This is a genomic window from Mediterranea sp. An20 (genome assembly GCF_002160055.1).
Taxonomy (GTDB): Bacteria; Bacteroidota; Bacteroidia; order Bacteroidales; family Bacteroidaceae; genus Bacteroides; species Bacteroides avicola.
On sequence record NZ_NFJV01000008.1, the window covers coordinates 110125 to 136583 of the forward strand.

The window sequence follows — 26459 nt, forward strand, 5'->3', positions numbered from 1 at the left end:
GGGAAGAATGGCTCATTTAAGAAGCGCATATATATGGTCATAAGTTTGTTTCAGCCCGTCTATGTCGTATCCGTTATCGGTAAATACCCCCTTAAACGCCCTACCCAGATAGCAATCTTCATAAAGACAACTAACGGTAACGGCATCAATCCGGTTTCTGATTTCTCCGGTAGAAATCGCATTCTCAATAACAGATTGCCAGATTTGCAGCTCTTCCTCGTACCATTGCATGGTTTGCTCCTTGAAATGGGGAATATAAGTCAAGGCTGAGTTTTCAATACGCATCAGCGCCTCATTGACGTTGACAATACCCATGCCGGCCTTTCTTTCCTGTTCACGCTTCAGCGTTTCGACAAAATAATTATAAAACGAACAAAGAGATAATTTATAGGCATCCGGCACTGCTTTTACCGAGGACGCTCCATAGACGAACGTATGAACCACCTCTCTGAACAGCCCTTCCTTGTTACCGAAATAATAGACCATGGAGCCGCGGCTTATGCCGATTTCTTTTTCCATGACACTGAAAGACACGCGGTCGTATGGCATGGTAGCAAATAGCCGGAATGCCTCTGTGAGTATTTTCTGCCGATTGGTTTCTCCTTTACCCATAATGTATAATCAATCAGAAATGAGATACAAAAAAGACATGCTTGAATTCTCTGCAAATTTAGATATAAATCTCCATATTTAAGTAATCAATCAGAATCAGTTTATATCAAACACAGAGACACAGAGACACAAAGTTCTGTAACTGTCTGTCGGGAAAAATGACGGGAGGGCACAGAGTCCGCGGCTTCGCCGCATACGGGAGAAGGGAAATTAACTCTGTGAGCTATGGACAAGAAAACAAAAACTCTGTGTCTCCGTGACTCTGTGTTTAATATCATTTAATTTTGCACATTTACTTAACTGTAAACCTTTATTTGAGCACCGTAAACCTCTATTTGAGCGCCGTAAACCTTCATTTGAGCAGCCTCATCCTCAGAGCGGGCAATACGGATATGACTTTCAATTTTCCAGGAACATCCAAGATACATTTTCTGTGCATTCATCTGTTCCCGACCGTATAAACCGAGTTTCACCCCTTCCACAGTTTCTTTTCTCCCCAACTGCCTTCACGCCTTCACGCTACTCCAACTACATAGCTGTCAGCCACTTGCTGTGAAAGATACTTCCTTCACGCATCTTTCACAACCTTCACGAAGAACGGCTGTGCTTCCAAGCCCTAAGGAGCCGGCTCCCAAGCGACAAGGCATCTGCTTCCAAGCTATAAGCAGGAATCAGTGAAAGTCTTTCTGGCCGGTGGCATCAGAATAAGGCAGCGTATATGAGTAGTAAAAAGAAGAAAAGCCCAAAGGCTGGATGCCCAATGAAGTGACACTAAACACAGAGGCACGGAGTCACAGAGTCATTCTCCCTCTCTCGGTTGCAGCAAAGCCGCGGACTCTGTGCCCTCCCGTCATTTTTCCGACAGACAGTTACGGAGCTTTGTGTCTCTGTGTTATAAATCTTCAGGCAGGGGAACGACAAGGATTGAGTCACTGCACTGTATTCCATAAAAAACGTCACGAACCCGTCCCTGCTGAGGTATCAGAATGCCTTTCTCTACCAGGTCTTTTATATCGCGTGCTGCTGTATCGGGTGACACCTTTACACGTTTTGCCCAGTTCTTGGCCGTCAGCTTGCCGGGATAACCGTCTAAATACAGATTCAAAACTTCGCGTTGTCGTTCGGACAGAACTGTTTCGGCATGGGTTTGCCAGAATATGGCCTTATTAAGAACCCTCGACAAGGTTTCATCGGATTGTTCGACGGAGCGGAGCAGGCTGTCAAGATACCAGATAATCCATGCTGTAATCTCGCAATCTCCCTTTTGTGTTTTCTCCAATATGTCGTAATATTGTTTCTTATCCTTACTAATCTGATGGGAGATACTGAAGAAACGCATCTTTGAGTTCTCAGCTTGTGAAAGTGCCATATCAGCGATGGCCCGTCCGATTCGTCCGTTTCCGTCATCGAAAGGATGGATGCAAACAAACCACAAATGGGCTATCGCCGATTTTACATAGCCGTTATGTGTATCTGAATTGAACCAGTCCAGATACCGATTCATTTCTTCGTCTATTTTTTCAGGAGCAGGCGCTACGTAATGTACCTTTTCCCGACCGAACATTCCTGAAACGACTTTCATCTCTCCACTGCGGTATCGGGCCACATCTATTTTCGTTGGACCGCTCCATCCGGTAGGAAACAGGCAGCTGTGCCAGCCGAAAAGCCTTTCATGAGTAAGCGGACTGTTGAAATTGACAGTTGCGTCAAGTGCCATTTCCACAACTCCGTCTATATAGCGTGAGGATTCGGTTGGATTCAGCAGTTGCACTCCAAGTTTGCGGGCTACCGATGAGCGTACCTGTTCACTGTTCAATTTCACTCCTTCCATTTCTGATGATGCAATGATGTCATGAGAGATGGATTCAACCACGGCAGACATCTTATCGTTAAAGCCGATTACACTAAGGCGTCCCATCAGATAGCCGACGGCCTTGTTTACCTTGTTCAGCTTTTCACCGACAAGTTCCTTGTTCCACGAAAAGGAAGGCCATTCTTTATGTTCATGTATATACATACGTAAATGTACAAAATTAAATGATACTAACACAGAGGCACGGAGATACAGAGCTTTTGTTTCCTTGTCCACGGCTCACAGAGTCAATTTCCTTTCTCACGTAAGCGGGCGAAGCCGCGGACTCTTAAGCATCACCGTTTTCTGCAAATATACGGTTTTGCGACTTATTATCCGCATGATTTGCGGCTTATTATCCGCATGAGCCCATAAAATCTGTAAATCTGTAAGTAAACGTGCCGAATGAAGTGAGACTAAACACAGAGGCACGGAGTCACAGAGTCATTCACCTCTTTCGGTTGCGGCGAAGCCGCGGACTCTGTGCCCTCCCGTCATTTTTCCGACATTACGGGACTTTGTGTCTCTGTGTTTGATATAAACTAATTTTGATTGATTACTTACATAAAAATAAATCACCTTTTGCCGAACAAAACCCTTTCGGCAGTGTTCTATAAGTAGTCAAACATATTTCAGGAAAACATCATGAAATGAAAAAACGCTCTGACTTCACGTCTCTGTGTGTTTGTTTGAAGAGACTATTACAAGAACGAATTTAACAATCCCCAAAAATCAGAAAGAATGAAAAAATTAATGTTTCTGGCAGCACTTGCCTTTGTAGCGACAAGCTGCGACGATGATGCGCCCATCAATCAGGGCTATCCGGAAGAGAACGGCGAACTGGTAGCTCCCGCCCTCTACATGAATGTAACGACACGCAACGGCAACCTGCCTTTCACCGGTGTGCTGAGTGTGGCACCTTGCACAGAAGGTACGTCTATCTACTACGGCAATTATGTAAATCAGAAGCTTAGCCCGTTCTATGGATACTTCTTCGTCGAAGAAGGACATCTGTACGACAGCGATGCCAACCGGTCGATATATCTGCCCACCGGAGCATACGACATGATTTACTGGGGCACCCCCAAATACGAAGACCCTGTCTATGCTTACCCCGCAGTGAGAGACCCCGCCTATACCATCGGTGGAGACCTGGCCGAACAGGACTTCACGCTGCTGAAAATGTCGGAAGATACTACCTACTACCCCACGTACGATTTGGTATATGCCCGACGCACCGTCAAAGTGGGCGAAGAAGACTTGGATGCCAACCTGAAACGGGTAGTGGCCGGACTGAAAGTCATTATGAAGGAAAAAAACGGCAAAGTCATGGACCCGGGCATCGCCAACGTAGAAGTGCGCGTGACCAACATAGCCGAAAAGCTGAATGCCTATACGGCCGAACCTCACGGCGAATCGTGCACAGTAGCTTTCCCGCTGGTCCGTTCCACAGACGGATTGCAGATGAGCAACGGAACGGTGATGTTATTCCCCTCCTACGGCAATCCGCAATTGCAGTTCATCATCAGCCTGCAAGACGGAAATACCAAACGATTCAGCCAAACACTGAAAGAACCGTTGAAGGCCAACGACCTGCTGACACTGACCGTCAGCATCGGAGATATTCTGGAAGAAGAAGGTTCGGGTGACTTTACCGTGGACGACTGGAACGAAAACAGCGAGGAAATAGACGTGCCGGTGCTGCAATAAGCGGAAAAGAGGCGCAAATTCAGTTTGCGTAACAACGAAAAGAGGCCGTCTCAGTATGATTTGAGACAGCCTCTTTTTTATTCCTCCAACGAAGGTGTACCGCCGAATTATTCTCCCGGATGAATTGCTTCAGAGGGGCAAACACTGGCGCAAGTACCGCACTCAGTGCAAGCTTCAGGGTCAATTGAATACTTATCACCTTCAGAAATAGCGCCTACCGGACACTCGTCGATGCAAGTTCCGCAAGCAATGCAGTCGTCACTAATTACGTAAGCCATTTTTGTTCTAATTTTAAAGTTGTTGTTAGTCCTAATTGGATGGTGCAAATGTAAGGCTTTTCTCCTTACGTTGTACTTGAATTGAAATAAAAACACTTAATTTGTACGCCTTCTAAATAAAGTCGGCACGCCGGCGGACTACAGCCCGAAACGCTTCATCAGGTCCTTGGGGTCCCAGGTGCCGGACGGAATAACAAAGATGTGCGGCTCCTTGATGCTGCGATAGGCATAGCCCACCGTGCCCAGCACGTCGCCACGGCGGAAACTCATGCCCGCCTCATCATAAACAATGTCCCCCCTCAGTCCGTCCAGGTACAGCCTGCGTCCGTCTTTCAAGCGAAGGACCAACCTGCCACAGACATATTGCGCGGGAACGGTGACGTTTCCTTCTGCCTGGAGCGCGGCAATCATCGTATCGAAGTTAAATACATCCGCCCCTGCCGGCCTACTGGCTATGCATTGCAGCAGGTCGATGTAGTAACCCACGCTGAAGAACTCGAGCGTGCAGTCGTCAGGAGCCACCACCTTCGTGCCCAAAGGTGCGGCAATGACCAGGTTGTTGAAGTTCGGCTCATCGCCAATGTTCTCACCCGGACGGTAAAGGATGTCTTCGCCCGCCTTCTTGCCCTGAATGGGCCAAAGGAATGTGTTTTGGGCAGCCGCCCCCAAAGACAGGACAGACAGCAGCACCGCGAAAAGGGTGCGTAGAGATGTTGCTTTCATAAAAACTGTTTTTTCAAATTTGTAAGTAATCCATAGGATTTAGTTTATATCAAACACAGAGACACGGAGACACAAAGTTCCGTAACCGTCTGTCGGGAAAATGACGGGAGAGCACAGAGTCCGCGGCTTCGCCGCATACAATAGGAGAAAATAACTCTGTGTCTCTGTGTTTGGCATCACTTCATTGGGCACACTTACTTGTGCGTTTTCTCCATAAAGTAAGCCGCAGGATGATGTAGGCAACCAGCAGCACCACTGCGACAATAGTAACCTTCATGGGCAGGCCGTTGTCCTCTTCTTCTGCCGCAAGCTGCGGAAAAGGGTCGGGACCGAGATACTTGCCTTCGTCTATCAGCTGCAGGGTATGGTTCAAGATGGTGTCGCGGGGAGAATACAAGAGTTCCTGGCGGGTGACGGGCACGGGATAGTCGGGCAACAGACCGCGGTTCCACGGCGTGCGTTCCGTAACCAGCGGGTCGAAGACGACCTGCACCAGCGGAATGCGCAGCATGATGAACGAATGAGGCAGACACAAGTTGGCAAACTTCACGGCAGTCATGTAGTGATAGCCGGAACGGGTCTCGCGCCCTACGGTGACGGCCCGGTGGTTGCGCACCAGCGTGGCGGGGAAAAGCGTGGCGGCAGAAATCGAAGTCTCATCCGTCAGCACATACAGTCTGCCTTTGTAATTGAACGCCGTGTCCGGCAAAAGCGATACCGCACTGTCATTGAAGATATAGCCTTCCTTGCCTTCCACCCGGCGCGCTTCAGGGAAGACCACTATCGTAGAGTCAAAGTTGGTGCAATGGGCGAAGCTGCGGAAAGGGCCGGGCTTGGTCACGCGGAAATACGACCCCAAGGGGCGGCTCGGTTCCTGGAGAAACCAGGCCAGCATTTGCTGCATCACCCTGCCGTCACCACCCCCGTTGTACCGCATATCCACCACCATGTAGGGCAAGCGGAACAACGGTGCCAGCGAGTCTTTCAACTGTTCTATCTGCGTTTCGTTGAGGTCGAAATAGGAAAGGCTGAAATAGCCCACCGAATCGTTGAGCACCTTGAACGTATAGGGGAAATTGTAATTGCGCGAATCGCGCTGATGGTAATCCACCTGCCCGATCATTAGCATCCGGCTGAAGATTTCAGATTGAGCGACGGGCTTCCACACGTCTTTCACTGTCTCCCCGTCATCCAACGTCACGACTGTGGTACGCGGCCACAGCAGGCTGTCGCCGTAATAAACACCCCAATTACTAAGAAACCGGTGGGCCATCCAGTTCCGGTTGTCGCCGTCCGCCCCCGATATGCCCCGGCCGAGGCGTTCCAGGCGCGCGCTTATTTCCTCGCCATCAATAGCGGTGACGCGCCTGCCCTGATAACGCCGGTATGCCGGATGGGTTCCGTCAATCCAGGTCGAATCGCCTTCCGTGGTAAGCCACAGGTTGGGGATGTAGGCATCGCGAAAAACATCTATGGGGTCGGGAGTCTTGATAGAAAGGTGACTATCGTGCAGATAGCCCATGAAGCGTTCGATGATGAAATAAAACTCACGGTAGGAAATCTCTTCCTTCTCGGACAGGCGTGCACGTACTGTTGAGTCGTTGGCGGCAAACTCATCCCTGCCGATTACGTCATACAAGCTGGGATAGGCTTCCTGCAAGCAGGCCGTCAACACGCCAAAGTCCTCTAACGCCTGCGCCCGAGTCAGTGTTTCGGGTGCCTTGGTTTCCTTCGGGGGGATGAAGGTAGACCTCAATCCGAAAGGTTTCATCGGGTCGTCCTGATTCGACTGAGTGTCGGACAGGGACAGGTTGATGTGCGGCTCTTTGATGCCACGATAGCAATAACCCACCGTGCCCAGCACGTCACCCCGACGAACGGCCATACCCGTCTTATAGACCACATTTCCCCTCAACCCGTCCAGATGCAGCTTGCGTCCGTCATTCAAGCGGATGGTCAGGAAGCCGCAGACGTATTGCGAGGGAACCGGAAGGTCTTTTTCTTCCTCCAGAAAATCGGCAATCATCGCGTCAAAATGGTTTTCAACCCCGTCACGAGGATGGCCTAACGAAATCTGATGCAACTGGGGAATATAGCCCACGGCGTAGACCTCGACCGTTCCATCGGCCGGAGCCACGACCTCCGTGCCCAAAGGCGCGGCTATGAATAATTTGTCCGTGTTTTGCTCTCTGCCAATGTACTCTTGCGGGCGGTAAAGGATGTCTTCGCCCGCCGTCTTGCCCTGAATGGGCCAAAGGAAAGTGTCTTGAGCCGCCGCCCCCAAAGACAGGACGGACAGCAGCACCACGAAAAGTGTGCGGAAAGATGTTGCTTTCATGAAAATAAGTTTTTGGGATTAACGCCTCAAAGTTAAGCATTTTTCTTCTTATTTTTACCCCCCCCCTGTTAAAAAAAAGAAAAAAAATAAAGAAGCGGCTGCTCCCAACACAAGGTTGGAAGACAGCCGCTTCTGTTTATTCGGCCTATCGCAAAAGTTTACCAGATGGCAACTCTTTCTTCCTTGGGCAGGAACATCGGGTCGCCTTCCTTGATGCCAAAGGCGTCATACCAAGCATCAATCTGAGGCAAGGCACCGTTGACACGCCATTCGCCCAATGAGTGTACATCCATCTTGGTGAGGTAAAGCACATATTCGGGACGGACGTTGTTGGCCCACACACCGGCGTATGCCAGGAAGAAGCGCTGTTCGGGAGTCAGACCGTCCACTGTAGCCAAGGGAGCATCCTTCGTGGCATTCTTGAAGGCCTGATAAGCTACTTGCAAGCCGCCGTAGTCGGCAATGTTTTCGCCCAGCGTCTGCTTGCCGTTGGCGTGTACACCCGGAGCCACCTCGATGCTGTCGAAGAAGTTCACCATCACCTGAGCACGTTCGTTGAAGCGTTCGGCATCTTCGGCCGTCCACCAGTCTTTCAGGTTACCGTCTTTGTCATACTGACGTCCCTGGTCGTCGAATCCGTGCGTCATCTCGTGTCCGATTACCACACCGATGGCACCGTAGTTGAAGGCATCGTCGGCATTCATATCGAAGAAAGGCGGTTGCAGGATGCCGGCAGGGAAGCAGATTTCGTTGGTAGTCGGATTATAGTAGGCATTGACGGTCTGCGGCGTCATCAGCCACTCGTCTCTGTCGACGGGTTTGCCAGCCTTGGACATCATATCATCGTAAGCCCACTGGCTGGCACGCTCGATATTGGCCCAATACGAATCGTCTTTGATTTCCAGTTTGCTGTAGTCTTTCCACTTATCGGGATAGCCGATTTTCACGCGGAACGCAGCGAGTTTCTCCAAGGCGCGGGTCTTGGTGCTGTCGCTCATCCACTCCAAGTTCCGGATGCGCTCACCCAAGGCAGTCTGCAGGTTCTTCACCAAAGCCACCATACGCTCTTTGGCAGCAGCGGGGAAATACTTCTCCACGTACATCTGGCCTACGGCTTCGCCCAGCACACCGCTTACCGTACCCACGGCACGCTTCCATCGGGGCTGCATCTCCTGTGCGCCAGACATGGTGCGGCTGTAGAAGTCGAAGTTCTGCTCATTGAGTTCGTCGCTCAGGCACGAAGCTGCGGCATCAATCAGCTTCCATTGCAGGTAGAGTTTCTGGTCTTCCAAAGGCAGGGTATCCAATTCCTTGGCAGCGGCAGCCAGTGAGGCCGGCTGTCCGATGATGATTTCCTGCACGTCCTTCAGTCCGAAACCAGCCAGGTAAGCATCCCAGTCAAAGGTAGGATACTGCTTCTTCAGTTCGTCCATCGTCATCTTGTTGTAGTTGGCCTGCGGGTCGCGCAGTTCCACCCGGCTGCGGAAAGCCTTGGCCAAACGCGTCTCTACATCCATTACGATGTCGCGGGCACGGTTGGCGGTAGCCTCGTCGTAACCAGCCAACTGGAACATCTTCACGACATGCGCCTTGAAAGCCTCGCGAATCTTCGTGGTAGCCTCGTCATCGGCCAGGTAGTAATCGCGTTCGCCCATCGAAAGACCGCTCTGCCCAATCTGCACGGCATTCATGGCGGCATTCTTCTCGTCAGCCCCCACATAAATGCCTAAGTACGAGCCCACGCCGCGGCGTGCCAGCGAAGGCAACAGGGAGTAGAGTTCAGACTTGTCCTTCAAGCCATTGATTTCATCCATCTCGCCTTTGATGGGGTTGATGCCTTCCTGGTTCAGCTTCACGCTGTCCATGGCAATCTTATAGAGGTCGCCCACTTTCTGTGCCACGCTGCCCTGCTCGTGCTGACTCTTGGCGAGTTCTTCAATGAGTCCCTGCATTTGTTTGCGGTTGTTCTCGGCCAGGATGGTGAACGAGCCGTATTGCGAGTATTCGGCAGGCATGGGATTGTTTTTCATCCAGCCGCCACAAGCATACTGGTAGAAGTCAGTACCCGGCAGGGCGGTGGTGTCTAAGTTGGCAAGGTCGATACCCGTAGTCAGGGCTCCCGTCTTGCCGGAGTTGCAGGCTGCCATACTCAGGCAGACAGCTGCAACGGTAAGATAATGCTTTGCGTTCATATAACTATTATATTAAAAAGTCCTTGGTTCATTGATGGAATTTACGGCTCTGCTCGGCTATCAGCTCCACATCGTCGAAGTAGTTTATCTTCATGGCCCGGCGCACATCGTCCAACGTCTGGGCAGCTGCCTCACGGGCCTGTTCACATCCTTTTTTCAGCATGGCATAAATGGCAGGGATGTCCTGTTCAAACTCCTTGCGCCGTGTACGGATGGGTTCCAGCGTTTCCTGCATGATGGCAGTGAGGAATTTCTTGACCTTTACATCGCCCAGACCGCCGCGGCGATAATGTGCCTTCAGTTCGTCCAGATTAGGATAGTCGGGCAGGTAACGACCGAAGTGTTCGGGACGGCAGAAAGCATCCAGGTAGGTAAACACCGGATTCCCTTCTACCTGGCCGGGGTCCTGCACACGCAGATGGTTGGGGTCGGTATACATGGTCTTGATTTTCTGCATTACGGTATCGGCGTCATCGCTCAGGTAGATGCAATTGCCCAAGCTCTTGCTCATCTTGGCCTTACCGTCGGTGCCGGGCAGGCGCAGACAGGCGGCATTGTCGGGCAGCAGGATTTCGGGTTCCACCAGGGTTTCGCCATAGATATGGTTGAAGCGGCGCACTATCTCGCGGGCCTGTTCGAGCATAGGTTCCTGGTCTTCCCCCACGGGCACGGTAGTAGCCTTGAAAGCCGTGATGTCGGCTGCCTGGCTGATGGGATAAGTGAAGAAGCCCACGGGGATGGAGGTCTCGAAATTGCGCATCTGTATCTCGGTCTTCACCGTAGGGTTGCGCTGCAGGCGGCTCACGGTAACCAAATCCATATAGTAGAAAGTCAGCTCGCACAACTCCGGTATCTGCGACTGGATGAAGAGCGTACAACGCTCCGGGTCGAGTCCGCAGGCCAGGTAATCCAGGGCTACCTCTATCACGTTCTGGCGCACCTTTTCGGGTGTCTCCATGTTGTCGGTCAGAGCCTGGGCATCGGCTATGAACACGAACATCTTCTTGTAGTCGCCCGCGTTCTGCAATTCTACGCGGCGACGCAAAGAGCCCACATAGTGCCCGATGTGCAAACGGCCCGTGGGACGGTCGCCGGTGAGAATAATCTTTTCTTTACTCATATCAGTATTATCAGTACTTATTAATATTAATGTGATACATTCGGTTTGTTTCGGGCGCAAAGATAGGGGTTTTATCGCTACGGCGGACGGCATTCGGTGGAAAATCACTACCTTTGCGCCTGTAAATTCTGAAACAAGAGACAAAAGACATGATATCCGTAGAAAACCTCAAGGTTGAGTTCAACGCCACGCCCCTGTTTGAAGGCGTGTCATACGTCATCAATAAGAAAGACCGCATAGCCTTAGTCGGGAAAAACGGGGCCGGGAAATCGACCATGCTGAAGATACTGGCAGGACTGCAACAGCCCACCGAAGGTTCCGTTGCCGTGCCCCGCGACTGTACCATCGGCTATCTGCCGCAAGTCATGGTGCTGAGCGACGAACGCACGGTGTTGCAGGAAGCCGAACTGGCATTTGCACACATACAGGAACAGAAAGATGCCCTGGCACGGATGCAACAGGAATTGGCCGACCGTACCGACTACGAGAGCGAAGACTACCAGAAGCTCATCGAACGGTTTACCCATGAAAACGACCGCTTCCTGCTGATGGGCGGAGACAACTACCGGGCGGAAGTAGAACGCACCTTGCAGGGACTGGGATTTGAACGGACAGACTTCGACCGCCCCACCAGCGAATTTTCCGGCGGATGGCGCATGCGCATAGAACTTGCCAAGCTGCTGTTGAAAAGACCCGACGTGCTCTTGCTGGACGAACCGACCAACCACTTGGACATTGAGTCCATACAGTGGCTGGAGCAGTTCCTCGCCACGAAAGCCAACGCCGTGGTGCTGGTCAGCCACGACCGGGCCTTCCTCAACAACGTCACCACCCGCACCATCGAGATTACCTGCGGGCGCATCTATGACTATAAGGTAAAATACGACGAGTTTGTCCGACTGCGACAGGAACGCAGGGAACAACAATTGCGCGCTTATGAAAACCAGCAGAAACAGATAGAAGACACGGAAGCCTTCATCGAACGTTTCCGCTACAAAGCCACCAAAGCCGTGCAGGTACAGAGCCGCATCAAGCAACTCGAAAAGCTGGAACGTGTGGAGGTGGACGAAGAAGACACTTCGGCACTCAGGCTTACATTCAACTGCGCCAGCCGTTCGGGCAACTATCCCGTCATTTGCGAAGAGGTAGGCAAGGCATACGGCGACCATATTGTTTTCAGCCACGTGAACCTCACCATACGCCGCGGAGAGAAAGTAGCCTTCGTGGGACGAAACGGAGAGGGAAAATCTACGCTGGTGAAGTGCATACTGGGCGAAATTACAGACTACACCGGACGACTGACCTTGGGCCACAATGTGCAAATAGGCTATTTCGCCCAGAACCAGGCACAATTGCTGGACGAGAGCAGGACTGTGTTCGACACCATCGACCGGGTGGCCGTGGGCGACATACGACTGAAGATACGCGACATTCTCGGAGCCTTTATGTTCGGCGGCGAGGCATCGGAAAAGAAAGTAAAGGTGCTCAGCGGAGGAGAGCGCACCCGTCTGGCCATGATCAAGCTCCTGCTGGAACCCACCAATTTTCTTATCCTCGACGAGCCGACCAACCACTTGGACATGCGTTCGAAAGACGTGCTGAAGGAGGCCATCGCCGCATTTGAAGGCACAGTCATCGTGGTGAGCCACGACCGTGACTTCCTGGACGGCTTAGTGACAAAAGTCTACGAATTTGGAGGTGGAGAGGTGAAGGAGCACTTGGGAGGCATCTACGACTTCCTGCGCAGCAAAAACAGCGGGGAAACCGCCGACCGCTTCGATGATGTGTTCCGCACGGAACCGAAGAAAGCCGCAGCCCCCACCACACAGCCCAAGGATACGAAAGAGAAGCTCAACTGGGAAGCCCAGAAAGAACTGAACCGCCGCATCAAAAAATTAGAGAAGCAGGTTTCTGAATGCGAGCAGAGCATAGAAGAACTGGACGCAGCCATTGCCATCGTAGAGACACAGATGACGACTCCCGAAGGTGCCGCCGACACGACCCTCTACGAGAAACACGCCCGCCTGAAGAAGCAGCAGGAGGAAGTCATGGAGCAATGGGAACAGGCATCGACCGAATTAGACGGACTCAAGGCACAGAAGTCGTAAGTCCCGGTGTAGTGCCGTCTCAAAGCCCCGCCAGTATTTCCTCCAACGACGCATCCTTCATCAGCACCTGTTTCGAGGCATCAAGAAGATAAAGGGAGGGCATGGCTTTCAAATCATACAATGATTTCCGCTTGATAAGTTCACGGTCGGTTCCTACTGTCCAATCCTGCGGCATCTCATCCAGACGGGCACGCCAGACTTCCGGGTTTCCTTCGGTATAGACGGCGAGTACCGCCACCTGTCCGCTCTGCACGGCTTGGGCGAGGATTTCACTGGACTTCATCGCGAGCAGCGTGGCATGGCAGTTCTCACACTCCGGGTCATAGAAAAACAGCAGCAGCAATTTCTGCGAAGGCATGCCATAGAGCGTACGACGGGTTCCATCGGGCAGGTAAAAAGTAAAGTCTTCTGCCCGCTGCCCCGGATTGTTACGCCCGGCCAAATCGCGCAAGAAAGTCCAGCGGTCGCGGCGCGCATCAGCAGCCGGAGCATGAGCCAGGAGTCCGTTCAGGAACTGCACATAGAGCATATCGTTGCGCATGGGCGACATGGGGTCGTAGAGATATTTCTCCAGCAACGTCGGCATCGTCTTCCGCGCCTCGTCCGACAGTGCCACGGCCCGGCAGAAAGCATCCACAGCCCCTACTGCCTCTTCTGCATCGGGATGCGAAACCACCAAGTCGATATAGTTCACCAGTCCCTGCTCGGTCACTTCGGCCTTATGCAGCAGGACAGTATCAGCAAAGTCGTATTCATCCCAGTAATGTGCCAGCAGATAGCTGCGCCGCTCTTCGGGTGAGGTCAGCACGGCAGGAATCTGCGGAAAGGGGAAGCCGTCTTGTACAGCCACCCTTTGCTGAGAGGCGGCAGCCGCCTCTGCATTTGCCGTTTCCACCTTACTTTTCGGTGCTCCTGCCCGCGCGGAACAGCCCCCTAACAAGCAGCACAGCACCAATAGGATAAAGGCAGTCTGATTACGCTGTAATCTTTGCCAGACATTCATTTCCTTTTTCATACCAGTAAATTGTTTAAATCAGTTCATCCGATGTAACAGCCGCCTCATTACGCGATGTTACACCGTAACAACAGGCTTTTTACACTGTAACAACAGGCATTTTACAGTGTAACAGTGGCCGTGTTACGCTTTCACAGCCGCACCACCAAACAGCAGCTATCATATACACCTTGCAAAGGTAGTCATTGACATCCAAAGCCCCAAAAGGGGAAATGACATTCTCTCCGTCCCCCCCAGCCGAATAACTGTCTATAAAGAAGAGGATGCCACGACAGGCATCCTCTGCAAACAAAACAAACAAACGGGGCGGAACATTGAGATTGTCCCCCTTTTCTCCATCTCGCTAAGATGAAGAGAGGTCGCGCCTCGCGGCGGGACGGAAGAAATTAATCAGTTTCCTGCTACATCGCGAACACAACGGACACGAACGACCGGTATGTTGTCTACAAGCTGTCCATAATTATTTTTAGCTTTACTTGATATCAAATACAAGTTTCCACCTGCATAAGAAAACCCGATTCGTTCGCCATGTTGATCTGCCTCTGTAGTATAGGGCGCATAATCTTTAAAACTGAATTCAGTTTTAGTCATGTAGTCCGTGTCACTGTTAAATAAAGAGGGAATACGTGTGTACAACAACATCAATTCGCGTTGATTAGGAATACGATAGCCTGCTGGGCAAGGGGTGTATTCCTCTTCATTTTCATAATATACATTCCATCGGGTTGTTGCACCACTGGTAGGGTACAGATTATTGATGATGACTGCAAACTTTTGGTAGGGACGATTATTATAGCTTCGTTCCGAATTGGCAGGCAAATAGCCTGAAGTATACGCTCGTCGGGCTTCACTGCTCAAGTCACTGACTTCAATAATCTGTTCTTGATAACGTCCATTCCAGCTGCTGGTGCTGACAGTGGCATAATCTTCGGGCGATTCGTCTATGTTTTCCAATCCGATACCTAAATTCCGCACGCAACGGTAATCATATTTACTGCCACTACCGTTGCTTCCTTGAGAAGCATTTTTATCTCCACGGGAAGCTCCCTCTTCTGCCCAAATTACCCAAGGATTAGAGGCTGCCCCATTATAGTAAGAACTGCTCGCTACGTGCGAACGCTCAATACGATTTCCGCTGACATACAAAGACTCATCATACAATTTGGCATTAGGCACAGCTTCCTCGCCAATCCACAAGTCAGTTAATTGGTCAATACTGGCCAAATACCACCGAATCTCATCTTCTTGCACAATGTCATCTCCATTCAAGTCACGGTTACGTCCCAAACAAGCATACCAGATGTTGTTGTAACCACTTTGCAGTTTACCAAATGCATCTCCGTCCCGATTCAATACGGCAGACCATTTCAGTTCATCGCTCCATCCACTTGGAATAATATTCAGCGTGTTTTCCCGACCATTATCCATTGTGTTGGAATGTTGACTGGAAAGACTGGGAGCCCCCACTTCCAACTTCCCGGTTTCATTCTTAGACTCCGTGCCCCAAGCAGTCGTTATACCGCTGGCATTCGGATTATAGAATGTATAAATGGGACGCTGAGAAAACGTCATCACACTATTGGCCCACGAACTATTCCCGTCTGGACTATATTCTGCACCTTCTTTACAAATATGTAACAAACGGTTCTCGCCATTCACAACTTTTTTCCATAGACTGACAAGGTCGTTTTCCGGCACATCTTCACTCATGGGTGGACGGTAAAACACCTGCGTTGGATCATAGATATAAACATATTCATCGATGAAAGCGGTGATAGCCACAGAAGCGTCATCGGATGGACTTTGTCTTCCATTCAGATGGAATATCTCACTGTCTGACTTATTGGCTTCCATGTAAAGATGGTTCAACAACTGGTTGACATCATACATCACCACATCTTCAGAATAATATCCATTATTGCTCCAGCCACTACCTTCGTAATGATAACCATTTCCACCAAAAGCCGGTGCTGCAGTCTGTTCAGTGCCACCGTCATAGGCCTCATGACCGGGATACTTTGCAAACTCATCATCGGGGACAACACCTGCTGATATGCCTTCATTCCAGTTCCTATTTCTATTTGCTTCAGCATTGATGACAAATTGTACCCACTTATAATCATTCAAAGAGATCCCGGTCTTCAATGCTTCACGGTCAGCCAATGAGCTTTCATCAGCAGGTATGTTTCCATCAACCAAATAATTCTCCCGGTTAAAAACTTTGATACCCTGTTGGAAAGGTGTGCGGATGGCCCATGACAATCCTGCCAAGATTTCTCCACGTGTCAACGTGAACAATACGCGACCATAGTGCGCATCCAGATCTTCCACTTCTCCTTGCGCCACTACGACATCACCCTCTACGCCAGGACGTTTTTCGCGGTCGTTCTCTACTTCCACCTGAATAGAGTTAACTCCCGTCAGTGTCACCGTATAAGTATAGTGTGTATTGCGTTCGGTATCGTAGTTATTCACTAAATCCTCTTCATTGTACCAGGTGGAACCATTGTCTATGCTATTACCTGTGCTACCTAAATGCACCGTATAGCTTGTATTGGCATATACCATGTCATTATTTTCATTCCGGTAGGTCAGTGTACCACTAAAAATGACATACGCACCATTTTTAGGAGCATAGATATAATCACCCAACTCATACTCCTGACCGGGTTTGTCAAAATTCTGCCCTTCATTAATGGCCTGCCGCTTTTCGCGCAATGCGTACAGGTTCTGTACAGTAGGCGTGCTTGAACTGTTGTCCCAATACTGTCCTCCGCTTTCAATCATAGACATAGACAATGTTTGGGTGGGCTGCAAGCGATTTTCTAACAGGTAAAACTCGAAATACATATTATCCGTTTCTGTCCCGTCAAAGTTCTTGGTAATGCTTACTGTCTCATCTTTCATGTTTTGATATCCGGCATCAACATAATCGTTTTCTTGAGGATAAAGATAAGTCCCTGCCGGGATATTATTCACCTGATAATAGCGGGGAATGAAGGTCATATCCTGATGGCTTGCATCACTCTGTACCTTTATTTTAAAGGTGATACGTGCATCCACACGTTCTAATTCAACGGCTTTAGAATAGTTGGAGATGGTACCGTCGGTTTCGACATTCATAGCAGAAGTGCCACTTTGGTTCACCATTTGACCAAACATCAAGAAACTCATGCGTTCTACATTAGTGCCTATATTGTCTGTGTCATTAAATGCGGAATATAATTGTTTAAAGTCATCCAACGTTCCATTTCCTACAGCAAATGCTACCAGTTGATCCATCGTTAGCGTACCCATTCCTGTACCTGGATTGGCCACAATGAATATCTGCTGGTTGGCTCCAGAGTGCATGGGAAAATCATTAATAGTACCCTGCCCCTCTGCATTGTTAACAGCATCGTATGCCCCATATCCCGATATGCTGCCGTCAGCATAAAAGGCAATGGCAAATAGGCGGTTCACTGTCTGCTCCACGGTTGCATCCTGAGCACTGCGAGTTGCTTGCCGACTTTCTTCCACGCCATATTTCAAATCTACGCTGACAGGAATACCTTCTTCAATATAGTGAGTACCGCTTTCAGCAAACTCGTTGTCCGTACATGCTGTGAACAACGAAATGGCCATTCCGAGACTAATATAAAGTAAATGTTTTAATTTCATACGATAATCTCCTTCCATTATTCAAATGATGGAACTTCTACTTCTGATGAACTCCAGTCAACGACCTCCCATTCAATATCCGGATAGACTTCGGTTACTTTTGGGATAAGGGTAATGTTTATGCGTAACCATTCACCGCGGTCCAGACTTGTTAGATGACTGCCGTCCTCACGGTTTAGTTCCAGGTCTTCGTATCCATTGGCTTTGAGCACAAAGGCATTCTGATCATCTTTTACCGTGGGATAGATATAGGCTTTGACAGTAGTAGGCTGATTAGTGCCCACCCAGATTCTTTCACTTCCGTTTACCGCTGTGCATGTCGAATTTTCCGGCATGACCACAGTAGAGATTTCAGCACCATTGGGGTCAAACAAAAAGCCTCTATCCGGCTTTATATCTTCAATGGATAAACCGTCAATGTAAAGTGAATTCCCGGTTTGGTTTGTAAAGGTTACAGAAATTTTCGCCACCACAAACTCTAACTGAATCGTAGCCGTTTTCTTTTCCCCTGCACCAACCGGAATGGTTTTGAAAGCTGTCTGCGGAATTTGCAAAGGGTTCCCCTCTACGATCTCGTTGTAATCACGATTAATAATACAGTTCTTTAATGCCGTTAAATCAGTATTCGTAACCTCCTCCAGCGATGTGATGCCGCTTCCCCTCAAGTCCAGACTGGCTTCATTGGCAATAGCATAAAAATCGAAATCTTCACTCTCCTCAATGGTCAGTTCGCCAAAATTAAAAACGTATTGAGACGCATTATCATCTATTTCATCTCTATACTCATTGTATAGGATTTCATTGTTGCTGCTGCGAGCCACGATGACACGGAGCGTCTTCATCTGCTCGTTGGCATCCATCTCGTTATTTCCCACAGTCTCGCCTGCCCGCGTTGCCACGGTCAGCGTCAGCGTCGTCTCCTTCACGGCTGCCGTATCATCCTTGATACAACTCGCCGGCAACAGACCAAGCAGGGTCAGCAGAGCCATGCCTCCGGCATATTTCTTTAAGGTTTTTATCTTCATAAGATATTCCTCCTTTCTTTCGGTATTATTGCCAACCGGGTTCGATGTCCTCGATGTACCACTGCGGCAACTTGATTTCCACATTGGTTTGCGTAAAGTGTATCTCGATGGGCAAGAGGGCCTCCTGCTTCGTGACGTCTATCGCATCCTGGTTGCGCAGCAGGTAGTCGTAGATGTCACCGCTCACTAATTCGTTGCCGTTGGCATCTTCCAGTACCAAGTGGTGCTGGCAGCGGTTGGCATCCAGCACGCCGTTCGTATCCATGCGGAACAGCGCCAGGTCTTCCGTGCGGTAGCACTGTTCGTCTGCGTCCCACACCAAGTCGGGAACGATGGTACCCTTCTCGCTTTCGTTGATTTCGTTGTTAAAGGAAGTCTGTGCATTCGAGTTCTGGATGTACAGACGGATGGGCAGGTCGCCGTCGGCCTTGGTATCAACTCCCAGCATGGCGGCGGCTTCGGAAGGTGCGGGCAAACCGGTAATGCGGATGTCGGTGTCGATATGGGCGCTGTAGAGCGTCACCGTATCGCGGTAAACCACGAACTCTCCTTCGGGCATCTGAAATTCTTCCTGCCCCAGGTAGTTGTCATCGTGGGTATTCACCACGTTGCCGCCATCGCCGTCCCACAGGGGGCTTTGGATGTAGATGTCGTCGAAGCTCGTAGCTTGGAGGTTGACCACCTGCGTGGCATCGTAGGCGTTGCCCACTGCCACCACCTTATAGCGTTTGCCCGGTGTCAGCTTGAAAGAAGGTACGGCCGCAAAGTTGCTCAACTGGTCCTGGTTATACGTGCCGCTCCCCAAGATGTGGCCGCTTTCGTCGAAGACGTACAAGTCCACCTTATCCATGTAGCGGTAGAGCACGTCCTCATCACCGTCTGCCAAGTATTGGAAATAGATGGTGACGTTGTCGCAGTCATCGAAGTCATCCTTGATGCAACCGGTCACCAGGACAGGAACCAGCAGCAGCGGCAATACTATGTTCTTCCAATGTTTCATTGTTTCTGTTATTAAAGTTGTATCCCGCCAAGGGCGGACCATTCTCAGATTTTGCTTTGAGTCTTTTAAACGCAGCCGGACGAATGTCCGAGAAGAATCGCCCGGCTGCGAGATGGGTACTAACTCCTCCCAAAGTTGGAGAGAGAAAGGGAGGAGTCAGTCGGGGTATGAAAAAATGAAGTTATTTATTGTTCAGCCCAACTGGCATCGATATCAACAATTGTCCAAGTAGCTTCTATAACAGTTACTGAAACACCATACAAGGTGTTACCATCTTCATCACCGATGATATTCTTATCACTTAATTCGGCACCAACTATGCGATAAATATGACCATTTTCAAATACAACCGGGTCTCCCTCCATGTCTTTATACTCTGTAATCATTGCATAACGAGGAGCTTTAATATCACCTTGATAGTCATCTACTTCCTCTGCAGTTTTGAAATAAAGCTTGAAGACAGGATTCGTACCATTAGCAAAGAAATTATAAGTATATGGACCTGCAGCAGGAGCAATTTCTGTAGTTGTCAAGAAATTAATAGAAGGATCAATAATATCTTTCAAAAGAGATTCAGTTCCAGATCCATTAATTCCATCAATACTATACTCGTCTCCAGTGCCTTCACTATCAGGGAATGTACCTGTTTCCTCATCATAGACACTGCCATTTAAGCAATAACCATCAAGATAAGCACCATCCAGAGTCAATGTTTTATAAATACAATTATCTGCAGGATTACCAGTACCAGTATGCGTTACGTGATAAATGTTACTTACCTCCAAACGTGCTACAGGAATAGCCATATTAACGGTAGCTGTGTACATTTCATAGTTCTTATTTTGGTCACCCTCTACGGCTCCAGCCTCAATATCGCTGCCTATAGTCGGATGCTCAATGTCTGTTGTTCTTGTAAACTTTGTAGTTTCGCCATAAGCAGGAATGGAAGTCGCTACAACTTGTAAAGGATTAGGAGCACCTTCCTCAATAGAAGCAATCTCAACATCAGAATAATCAGCTTGACCACCATGAATAGAAGCTGTGAGCTTTTCAGGCACAGCAATATTCCAGAATTTCAACTCTGTTGCAGACGTTAAATCGTCAGCATCAATGGTGATTGACTTGTTATAAGGAGCATTATCAGCACCAATACCAGTCAATGTTACTGTGATATCACCTGTAATAGCAACAGTACCGCCATCTGCACCAGACGTAGCCGCACCTGCATTACGAGTCAACGTAGGCGTTGCAATTCTTACAGAAACAACCCCATTACCTTCAAAGGTTTGGTTGGTCCCAAATTCCTCTTCATTACTACATGCTGCAAAAGCCAATCCAGCGATTCCCAGCATCAAAAACTTGTTCACTTTCATACTTCTAACATTTAAGTTAATAAAACAATATATTTAGTTAATCTCTAAGTCTGTTATTCTAAATACGCTGTTCTTTACCACGCTTGGGAAGTACGAAAAATGAGGCGTCCTCCTCACCGGTTGCGGTTCTGCAACGGGTGGGGAGGACGGAATATAAGGGGATGAAAAATCAGAGGATTAAAAATCGGCTGCTGCCATCAGTACGTTCTTCAGTTGTCCGGGATCGCGCCGCGTGTCCCACAGTGCCAGGATAATGACCCGTTCCAGCACCTCGTCCACGCGATATATCAGTTTATAGTGGCTATGCACCACCACACTGCGGTAACCATCGGGCAAATCGGCCAAGGCTGGTTCCAGACACCCCATGCGGGGATTGTCGGCGAGAAGCTTCTCATACTCATAAATATCGCGCAATAGCCGTTTAGCAGCATGCACACCAAAACAGTCCATGCCATACGACAGAACCTCATCCAAGGCTTGTCGTGCTGTGTCGCGCTATTTTACAAGCATAAGAATGGATACTTTTCTTTGAAATAGGCGTGCAGTTCTTCGCTGTCGATATCAACTTCTGTTTCTGCCTGTGCCACGACCCCTTTCAGTTCTTCTACCGTATATTGGCAGGGCGGGCGGCGGTAACGGCTTTGCGGTTGAATTGACTGAGCCTGATAGAGCACAGCTTCCTCACCAGCTACGTCCGGCGTAGGATTCTCTGTCGGCATCTGATAAGGGCGCGAAGCTTTTTCGGCTGAATCTTCTTTCTTCATAACGGTCTATCCTTCTATCTTTACGTTGTTTTTTACCTACGCAAAGATAGCCTTATTTTCCGTATTTCCCAAGATGTCAAAGAACGAAATATCTTTTAATGAAGAATTAAGAATGTGACAAAGCGAGTGTTGAACATTTACCTGGTCACTTATTTCATTCCATTACTCTTCATTACTCATGCTTAGTTCTTCATTTATCTAATAATTCCCTTGCCTCCTGCAACTTCTGCACGTTCTCCTGAGCGCCGGGATAGCCTGCTTCGGCGGCACGACGGAAAGCCTTTTCTGCCTCCTCCATGCGTCCTGCCCTGAAGTGTGCCACACCCATGAGGTTGAGCAACGAGCCGTCCGTGCCCGCCTTCTGCTCCAGCAGGCTGATGGCAGCATCGTAATCGCCGGCACTGATAAGGGCCAAGGCGTAGTTGTTGAGAGCCGTCACGTTGTCGGGATAAGTATCTACCGCCACTTTCAGAGCCTCGCGGTATAGCGGGGTATCCTTGCCGTAGCTGTCTGCCACCTTCTGTATTTCGGCCACACTCAGCAGGTCGGGACGCGACTTGAGCAGTTCGCGTGCCTCAGCCAAGTCGAAGTGGCGTACATTGTACTCAATGCGGTATTCGTTGCGGCGCAGGGGACCATACATCTCGTTCAGCACACGCTGGTAGATTTCGGGCGGTACCAATGCCTTGATTTTTTCTTCGCAGGCATCCTGGTCACCCTGGCAGTTGTCTATGATGGCAAGCACCTCGTCCTGTTTCAGCAAGTTGGGATATTGCTCCACCACCTTGCGCAGTCCGTCCCAGTCCTCACCCTTCCAGTCCACGTGCCACAAGCTTGCATCCAGTTCGGGGTTACGCTGCCTGATGTAGTCCGTAAAGGTCTTGGCACGGCGTTCCGACAGCGCCAGGTTGTATGCCACGGTAGCTTCGGGCGAAGCGTAGCCGGTGATGTAAATGCCCGTGATGGTGAGGTTGGCATCCTGCTTCACGGCATCGATAGACGCCTGCACCTTGTCCAGTTCCTGCTGGTTGTTCTTGTATTTCGGCAGCACACGGTAGCTGTCCTGGCGGTATTGCAAGCGGGCAGTGCGCACTTCGGAGCGGCGTTTCACCACTTCCTCCTTGGGTTGCTGCACCACAGCCATTTCATATTCGGGTTCCCGGTAAGGCAGAATGCCGCCTGTGGTCAAAGTCTCGTGTCCTTCCCCGCATTCGGCGCATCCGGTCACGTCGGCACGCAATTCCAACCTTCCGTTGAGCATCCAAGGTTCGTAGGGGGCGGCAGCTTCGTAGTGCATCGTCTGCGTCTGCCCGTTGCGTCGGCGCAGCCTCTCCCCGTCGGTCTGCCAGTCTTCCAATGCCTCCTTGCGTTTCACCACCTTGCTGCGTATCCTTCCGTCTACATACAAAGGTTCCAAGGGCTGTTCCAACGAGCCATCTTCCGAAAGGATGACGGGCACCAGTTGCAGGGAGTGCTGGTTCTTCATCTGCAAGTCGTCCAGACAGATGTCCATCTGCACCCGGACCTCCCCGCCCACTTTCTCCACCCGGCGGTTCTCCACCTTGACCGACTCCAGATAGGCAGTCTGCGCAAAAGCAGCGGGGAAAGCGGCCAATAACCATGCTATTGTGATCATAATCTTTTTCATACGTTGCTTCCTCCTGTTATTTAATAATGTATATAAGGGAAATGGCAGCCTTCGTCACACCCACGTAGTTTTTCTTTCCATCGCCGCGCCATTCACCGCAATGCGGACAGTCGTAGCGGTCGTACCACGCGCGCACATACCCCACGCCGATAGACGCTTCGAGGTTCCAGCGTTTGCCCAGCAGCCACTGGTATCCATACACCAAGCCTCCGCCGACATACCATCCTTCGTAACGGTGGTCTTTCAGGCCGTCATAGATACCAAAGGGCAGGTTGATCCCCCCCACATTGTACTGCCCACCCAGCAAATGCGCTCCGAAGAAGTGTCCGTTGAATGCCTCGCACAGCCAATAGCGCGCCTCGGGCTGCGCCATCCAGTGCTTCCACTTCTTGTTGTCATTAAAACTCCACCCGTTGTAGTTGCCGGAGAGGTCGAGTGTCCACTTCGGTGCCAGTCCGATCTCGGCACCCAGATTGATGGTAGCCGTAGCATCATACAGGAGATTTGTCTTTACAGCCACGTCTTGGGCCTGTAAAGAGAATGCACCGATAAACAGCAAAATCAGAAGTAAGCTCCTTTTCATGTCTCTTTTTCTTTATAGTAAGAATTGCTCTTAGTTCTTCGGTGAAAGATTTTCGGTACTTGCGACAAAGGTCTGATTTCAGACAGACTGTTACTTTGCAGGTAACGGCTTCCGTGCGCTACAACCCCGCAGGCATCGGCATTTGAGATAATAAAAGACGTTCAGGAGAAAATCCGGGGAATCCGGGAACTGTAACGAAAAGCTTTGTGTTAATTTAATTCAACGCAGAGAAGGTTCTTATTGTCGTACGCTTTACACAATAAGGGCTCAGAGCCGACATAAAATCCATTGACTAATAGGCATTTACAGTCAGCCTAATATTTTTTTTCGTAAATCTTTTACAAAATTGTTTGTTGTTCTAATTATTTTGCGTAAGTTTGAAGGCGAAACCTTTTCCGTTACCTGCAAAGTAACGGACTTCATTTATAAAGTTTTTTCCCTTTCTTTTTTAGTTATTCATGTGCACATAAGAGGCTTTTCCCCTCTTCGCCGACACACGTGCAGGAGAGGACGGAAGCCATCAGACTGCGGTTCATCTCGTCTATCTGCTCATCGGCATAAGGCTTGAAGTAAGTCTCGGTCACTTTCACAGACGAGTGCCCCATGGCGTTGCAAATCAACTCCAGCTGATAGTGCTTGAAATTGGCCAGCGTGGCCCAGCTATGCCGCGCGCTATAACTGCTCAGCCCTCCGTTAATGCCCATGCTTGCCGCCAACTGCTTGAGCCGTCGATTGAAGGTGCGAAGCGCATTCTGATATTGGCGGTAGCCATCGGCCCCCACCCGGCGCACAAAAGGAAACAGATAAGGAGAGCAGGAGTCCGACGACTGCAGCCCCCGGAGCAGAGCCATAGCCTCCCGCTCCACCCGGACCCGGAGGCCTGTACCCGTCTTGCGACGACGATAGAACAACACGTCGCCCTGCAAGTCGCAAGGACGAAGATAGGCAATATCGACAAAGGGAATGCCACGCAACATGAAAAGCAGCAAGAAAAGCCGACGGGCATTTTCCAAACGGGAATCAGTCTGAGGAGTAGCGCACAAACGCCTTAACACCACCTCCTCGACAGCACGCTTGCACTCCACCCGGGTGCCCGTATACACATCGCGGAACAGGCGGGGCCGGAACTCAGCCAGACGCTCATCTACCGCACGGAAATACACCGCACGCAACATGCGCATATAAGTGGATATGGTGTTCCACCTCAGCCGACGCTCCAGCAAATAGTTCTGAAAACGCCGGAGCCATCCGGAGGTGAGTTGCGGAAACCCGAGCGGACGGCTACCGCAGAAATCGAGCAGACGGCGCAAAACGGCCCGATAAACATGAGCCGTGCCAAAACGACCTTCTTTCTCCAAAGATTCAACACAGAATGCCATATAAGCTGAAAAATCACGAAACTTACTCATAACTGGAAATATTTAATGAATGATTCAGCTTTGTCAAAGAGGCAACACCCCACAACACCCAACGTGACACTCCCCAGGGAGAAAGAAAACGGTCATAAAAAAAGTCCCCAAGTTGCTTTCGAACTTAGGGACTTACAAACTTCGTTTTCAGCGGTGCGGACGGGACTCGAACCCGAATTTGCCCACAATCTCATAGTCAGATTGTTGCATCGACCAAAATTTTTCTTGTAACGATATTGTAACTGTTTTATGGCAGTTTTATGTCTTTGTTCGACATCATAATGTCCGCGTTGCATATCGTTTTCAGTTGACAAAATTAATGCTTTTTTCTGTAACAGCAAAATTCGTGCATACTTTTTTCTTTTTCAATTTAATAAATGTAGAGGTTCAGAACTCTACTATTGATAAATTCCCATTACAATATCCTAAAAACTTGAATGTTACATCAAACTTGTTAAAGACCTTCAACTCAACTTATGCCTAAACTCCGTTCTGAAAACGGCTTCCGGCTTGATGTGCGTAAGCCCATTTCAGAAACGGCACAAGCAAAGAAAAGCCCACGACGACCACAATGTCACAAGTGACACCGCCATCGTCGTGGGCACTTCTTTTATATGCTTGTGCAGAACGGACAAGTCCGTTTTATCCATTTTCTTTTTCTCGTCTTCTTTTGGCAGCCGAAATGCCGCCGGATGCAGGGCACGGCAAGCGTGAATCTGCACCTGCGACTATTTCCGGCTGTCATGTCTTCCCTGTCCTCAAACCGTCTTGCCATGCTTTTGCCAAACCGGGCATGGCAGACAAGACCGTTTGAAGACATGTGCCGTCGGCAGAAAACTTGCAACCGCAAGCCATGCACGCATGACAATGACGGTTGCAGGACTTCTGTCACGGCGGCAGGAAAGCGGGGCTTTCCCCTTGTCCGTTGCGCCGCCCTTTGAACTTCCCCGTGGCGCATTGCGCCATCCTCTATGCTTCCCCTTTTCCTTCCCGCCTCTCCAGCAAGTATGCCGATATTCCCATGCCGCCATTCCAGACGGCATCAGTGG

20 protein-coding genes and 2 pseudogenes are annotated in these 26459 nt (G+C 49.8%); 4 read left to right on the forward strand and 18 right to left on the reverse strand.

The genetic code is table 11. From position 1 onward, the window contains the following. Positions 1-12: 12 nt before the first annotated feature. From B5F34_RS06495 to B5F34_RS06505, 3 genes are all read right to left on the reverse strand, one after another. Positions 13-612 carry a TetR/AcrR family transcriptional regulator gene (locus B5F34_RS06495; protein ID WP_087336300.1) on the reverse strand — a complete coding sequence of 200 codons (600 nt, stop codon included), beginning with the start codon at positions 610-612 and terminating at the stop codon, positions 13-15. A 296-nt stretch (positions 613-908) separates the two neighbouring features. Beyond that, positions 909-1055, reverse strand: coding sequence for a hypothetical protein (locus tag B5F34_RS06500; RefSeq protein WP_162609296.1), 147 nt, complete (start codon positions 1053-1055; stop codon positions 909-911). 449 nt (positions 1056-1504) lie between these two features. After that, positions 1505-2629 carry a Fic family protein gene (locus B5F34_RS06505; protein WP_087336356.1) on the reverse strand — a complete coding sequence of 375 codons (1125 nt, stop codon included), beginning with the start codon at positions 2627-2629 and terminating at the stop codon, positions 1505-1507. A gap of 576 nt (positions 2630-3205) precedes the next feature. Here B5F34_RS06505 and B5F34_RS06510 point away from each other — a divergent pair. Beyond that, positions 3206-4174 carry a FimB/Mfa2 family fimbrial subunit gene (locus tag B5F34_RS06510; RefSeq protein WP_087336304.1) on the forward strand — a complete coding sequence of 323 codons (969 nt, stop codon included), beginning with the start codon at positions 3206-3208 and terminating at the stop codon, positions 4172-4174. Between the two features lie 107 nt (positions 4175-4281). On the opposite strand, the gene B5F34_RS06515 is transcribed toward B5F34_RS06510, so the two are convergent. The 5 genes from B5F34_RS06515 to trpS all read right to left on the reverse strand — a co-directional run bounded on the left by B5F34_RS06515 (position 4282) and on the right by trpS (position 10825). Next, the gene (locus B5F34_RS06515) at positions 4282-4452 is read right to left on the reverse strand and encodes a 4Fe-4S binding protein (RefSeq protein WP_087336306.1); all 171 of its coding nucleotides are present in this window, start codon (positions 4450-4452) and stop codon (positions 4282-4284) included. A 138-nt stretch (positions 4453-4590) separates the two neighbouring features. Continuing rightward, complete coding sequence (locus tag B5F34_RS06520) at positions 4591-5175, reverse strand: hypothetical protein (protein ID WP_087336308.1); 585 nt, start codon at positions 5173-5175, stop codon at positions 4591-4593. A 181-nt stretch (positions 5176-5356) separates the two neighbouring features. After that, positions 5357-7513: a S41 family peptidase gene (locus B5F34_RS06525; RefSeq protein WP_087336310.1), complete on the reverse strand. Its 2157-nt coding sequence runs from the start codon at positions 7511-7513 to the stop codon at positions 5357-5359. Between the two features lie 158 nt (positions 7514-7671). Further along, positions 7672-9705: a M13 family metallopeptidase gene (locus B5F34_RS06530; protein ID WP_087336312.1), complete on the reverse strand. Its 2034-nt coding sequence runs from the start codon at positions 9703-9705 to the stop codon at positions 7672-7674. 28 nt (positions 9706-9733) lie between these two features. Then, positions 9734-10825, reverse strand: coding sequence for a tryptophan--tRNA ligase (gene trpS / locus B5F34_RS06535; protein ID WP_087336314.1), 1092 nt, complete (start codon positions 10823-10825; stop codon positions 9734-9736). 149 nt (positions 10826-10974) lie between these two features. Here trpS and B5F34_RS06540 point away from each other — a divergent pair, with 149 nt between their 5' ends. Next, positions 10975-12933 (forward strand): ABC-F family ATP-binding cassette domain-containing protein, encoded by a 1959-nt coding sequence (locus tag B5F34_RS06540; RefSeq protein ID WP_087336316.1) that lies wholly within the window; start codon positions 10975-10977, stop codon positions 12931-12933. Between the two features lie 19 nt (positions 12934-12952). On the opposite strand, the gene B5F34_RS06545 is transcribed toward B5F34_RS06540, so the two are convergent. The 10 genes and pseudogenes from B5F34_RS06545 to B5F34_RS06590 form a co-directional block, all read right to left on the reverse strand. Further along, positions 12953-13948: a DUF5106 domain-containing protein gene (locus B5F34_RS06545; RefSeq protein ID WP_239448839.1), complete on the reverse strand. Its 996-nt coding sequence runs from the start codon at positions 13946-13948 to the stop codon at positions 12953-12955. 390 nt (positions 13949-14338) lie between these two features. Further along, positions 14339-17608 (reverse strand): fimbrial protein, encoded by a 3270-nt coding sequence (locus B5F34_RS06550; RefSeq protein WP_162609297.1) that lies wholly within the window; start codon positions 17606-17608, stop codon positions 14339-14341. 17 nt (positions 17609-17625) lie between these two features. Beyond that, entirely contained in the window at positions 17626-18633 is a 1008-nt protein-coding gene (locus tag B5F34_RS06555) for a hypothetical protein (RefSeq protein ID WP_087336320.1), read from the reverse strand. Between the two features lie 25 nt (positions 18634-18658). After that, complete coding sequence (locus B5F34_RS06560; RefSeq protein WP_087336322.1) at positions 18659-19633, reverse strand: FimB/Mfa2 family fimbrial subunit; 975 nt, start codon at positions 19631-19633, stop codon at positions 18659-18661. Positions 19634-19818: 185 nt separating this feature from the next. Next, positions 19819-21006 carry a hypothetical protein gene (locus tag B5F34_RS06565; protein WP_140392970.1) on the reverse strand — a complete coding sequence of 396 codons (1188 nt, stop codon included), beginning with the start codon at positions 21004-21006 and terminating at the stop codon, positions 19819-19821. 177 nt (positions 21007-21183) lie between these two features. Next, positions 21184-21486 (reverse strand): annotated as a pseudogene (locus B5F34_RS06570) (type II toxin-antitoxin system RelE/ParE family toxin); the annotation flags it as partial. Between the two features lie 20 nt (positions 21487-21506). Continuing rightward, positions 21507-21770, reverse strand: coding sequence for a hypothetical protein (locus B5F34_RS06575; protein ID WP_087336328.1), 264 nt, complete (start codon positions 21768-21770; stop codon positions 21507-21509). A 190-nt stretch (positions 21771-21960) separates the two neighbouring features. Then, positions 21961-23406: a DUF3868 domain-containing protein gene (locus B5F34_RS06580; protein WP_239448841.1), complete on the reverse strand. Its 1446-nt coding sequence runs from the start codon at positions 23404-23406 to the stop codon at positions 21961-21963. Positions 23407-23434: 28 nt separating this feature from the next. After that, positions 23435-24001 carry a DUF3575 domain-containing protein gene (locus tag B5F34_RS06585; protein WP_087336332.1) on the reverse strand — a complete coding sequence of 189 codons (567 nt, stop codon included), beginning with the start codon at positions 23999-24001 and terminating at the stop codon, positions 23435-23437. A 452-nt stretch (positions 24002-24453) separates the two neighbouring features. After that, positions 24454-25410 carry a site-specific integrase gene (locus B5F34_RS06590; RefSeq protein WP_087336334.1) on the reverse strand — a complete coding sequence of 319 codons (957 nt, stop codon included), beginning with the start codon at positions 25408-25410 and terminating at the stop codon, positions 24454-24456. 571 nt (positions 25411-25981) lie between these two features. On the opposite strand from B5F34_RS06590, the gene B5F34_RS17855 reads away from it, so the two are divergent. Together B5F34_RS17855 and B5F34_RS17860 are read left to right on the forward strand one after the other, a co-directional pair. After that, the gene (locus B5F34_RS17855; protein ID WP_239416106.1) at positions 25982-26224 is read left to right on the forward strand and encodes a hypothetical protein; all 243 of its coding nucleotides are present in this window, start codon (positions 25982-25984) and stop codon (positions 26222-26224) included. Between the two features lie 47 nt (positions 26225-26271). Beyond that, a pseudogene (locus B5F34_RS17860) lies at positions 26272-26459 on the forward strand (hypothetical protein); the annotation flags it as partial.

Coding starts and splice junctions, on each gene's coding strand:
- B5F34_RS06530 (WP_087336312.1), bottom strand. CDS start 9,705: ATGAACGCAAAGCATTATCTTACCGTTGCAGCTGTCTGCCTGAGTATG.
- B5F34_RS06520 (WP_087336308.1), bottom strand. CDS start 5,175: ATGAAAGCAACATCTCTACGCACCCTTTTCGCGGTGCTGCTGTCTGTC.
- B5F34_RS06560 (WP_087336322.1), bottom strand. CDS start 19,633: ATGAAACATTGGAAGAACATAGTATTGCCGCTGCTGCTGGTTCCTGTC.
- B5F34_RS06590 (WP_087336334.1), bottom strand. CDS start 25,410: ATGAGTAAGTTTCGTGATTTTTCAGCTTATATGGCATTCTGTGTTGAA.
- B5F34_RS06585 (WP_087336332.1), bottom strand. CDS start 24,001: ATGAAAAGGAGCTTACTTCTGATTTTGCTGTTTATCGGTGCATTCTCT.
- B5F34_RS06555 (WP_087336320.1), bottom strand. CDS start 18,633: ATGAAGATAAAAACCTTAAAGAAATATGCCGGAGGCATGGCTCTGCTG.
- trpS (WP_087336314.1), bottom strand. CDS start 10,825: ATGAGTAAAGAAAAGATTATTCTCACCGGCGACCGTCCCACGGGCCGT.
- B5F34_RS06575 (WP_087336328.1), bottom strand. CDS start 21,770: ATGAAGAAAGAAGATTCAGCCGAAAAAGCTTCGCGCCCTTATCAGATG.
- B5F34_RS06495 (WP_087336300.1), bottom strand. CDS start 612: ATGGGTAAAGGAGAAACCAATCGGCAGAAAATACTCACAGAGGCATTC.
- B5F34_RS06565 (WP_140392970.1), bottom strand. CDS start 21,006: ATGAAAGTGAACAAGTTTTTGATGCTGGGAATCGCTGGATTGGCTTTT.
- B5F34_RS06515 (WP_087336306.1), bottom strand. CDS start 4,452: ATGGCTTACGTAATTAGTGACGACTGCATTGCTTGCGGAACTTGCATC.
- B5F34_RS06500 (WP_162609296.1), bottom strand. CDS start 1,055: ATGAATGCACAGAAAATGTATCTTGGATGTTCCTGGAAAATTGAAAGT.
- B5F34_RS06525 (WP_087336310.1), bottom strand. CDS start 7,513: ATGAAAGCAACATCTTTCCGCACACTTTTCGTGGTGCTGCTGTCCGTC.
- B5F34_RS06505 (WP_087336356.1), bottom strand. CDS start 2,629: ATGTATATACATGAACATAAAGAATGGCCTTCCTTTTCGTGGAACAAG.
- B5F34_RS06540 (WP_087336316.1), top strand. CDS start 10,975: ATGATATCCGTAGAAAACCTCAAGGTTGAGTTCAACGCCACGCCCCTG.
- B5F34_RS06580 (WP_239448841.1), bottom strand. CDS start 23,406: ATGATCACAATAGCATGGTTATTGGCCGCTTTCCCCGCTGCTTTTGCG.
- B5F34_RS17855 (WP_239416106.1), top strand. CDS start 25,982: ATGTCACAAGTGACACCGCCATCGTCGTGGGCACTTCTTTTATATGCT.
- B5F34_RS06550 (WP_162609297.1), bottom strand. CDS start 17,608: ATGAAATTAAAACATTTACTTTATATTAGTCTCGGAATGGCCATTTCG.
- B5F34_RS06545 (WP_239448839.1), bottom strand. CDS start 13,948: ATGAAAAAGGAAATGAATGTCTGGCAAAGATTACAGCGTAATCAGACT.
- B5F34_RS06510 (WP_087336304.1), top strand. CDS start 3,206: ATGAAAAAATTAATGTTTCTGGCAGCACTTGCCTTTGTAGCGACAAGC.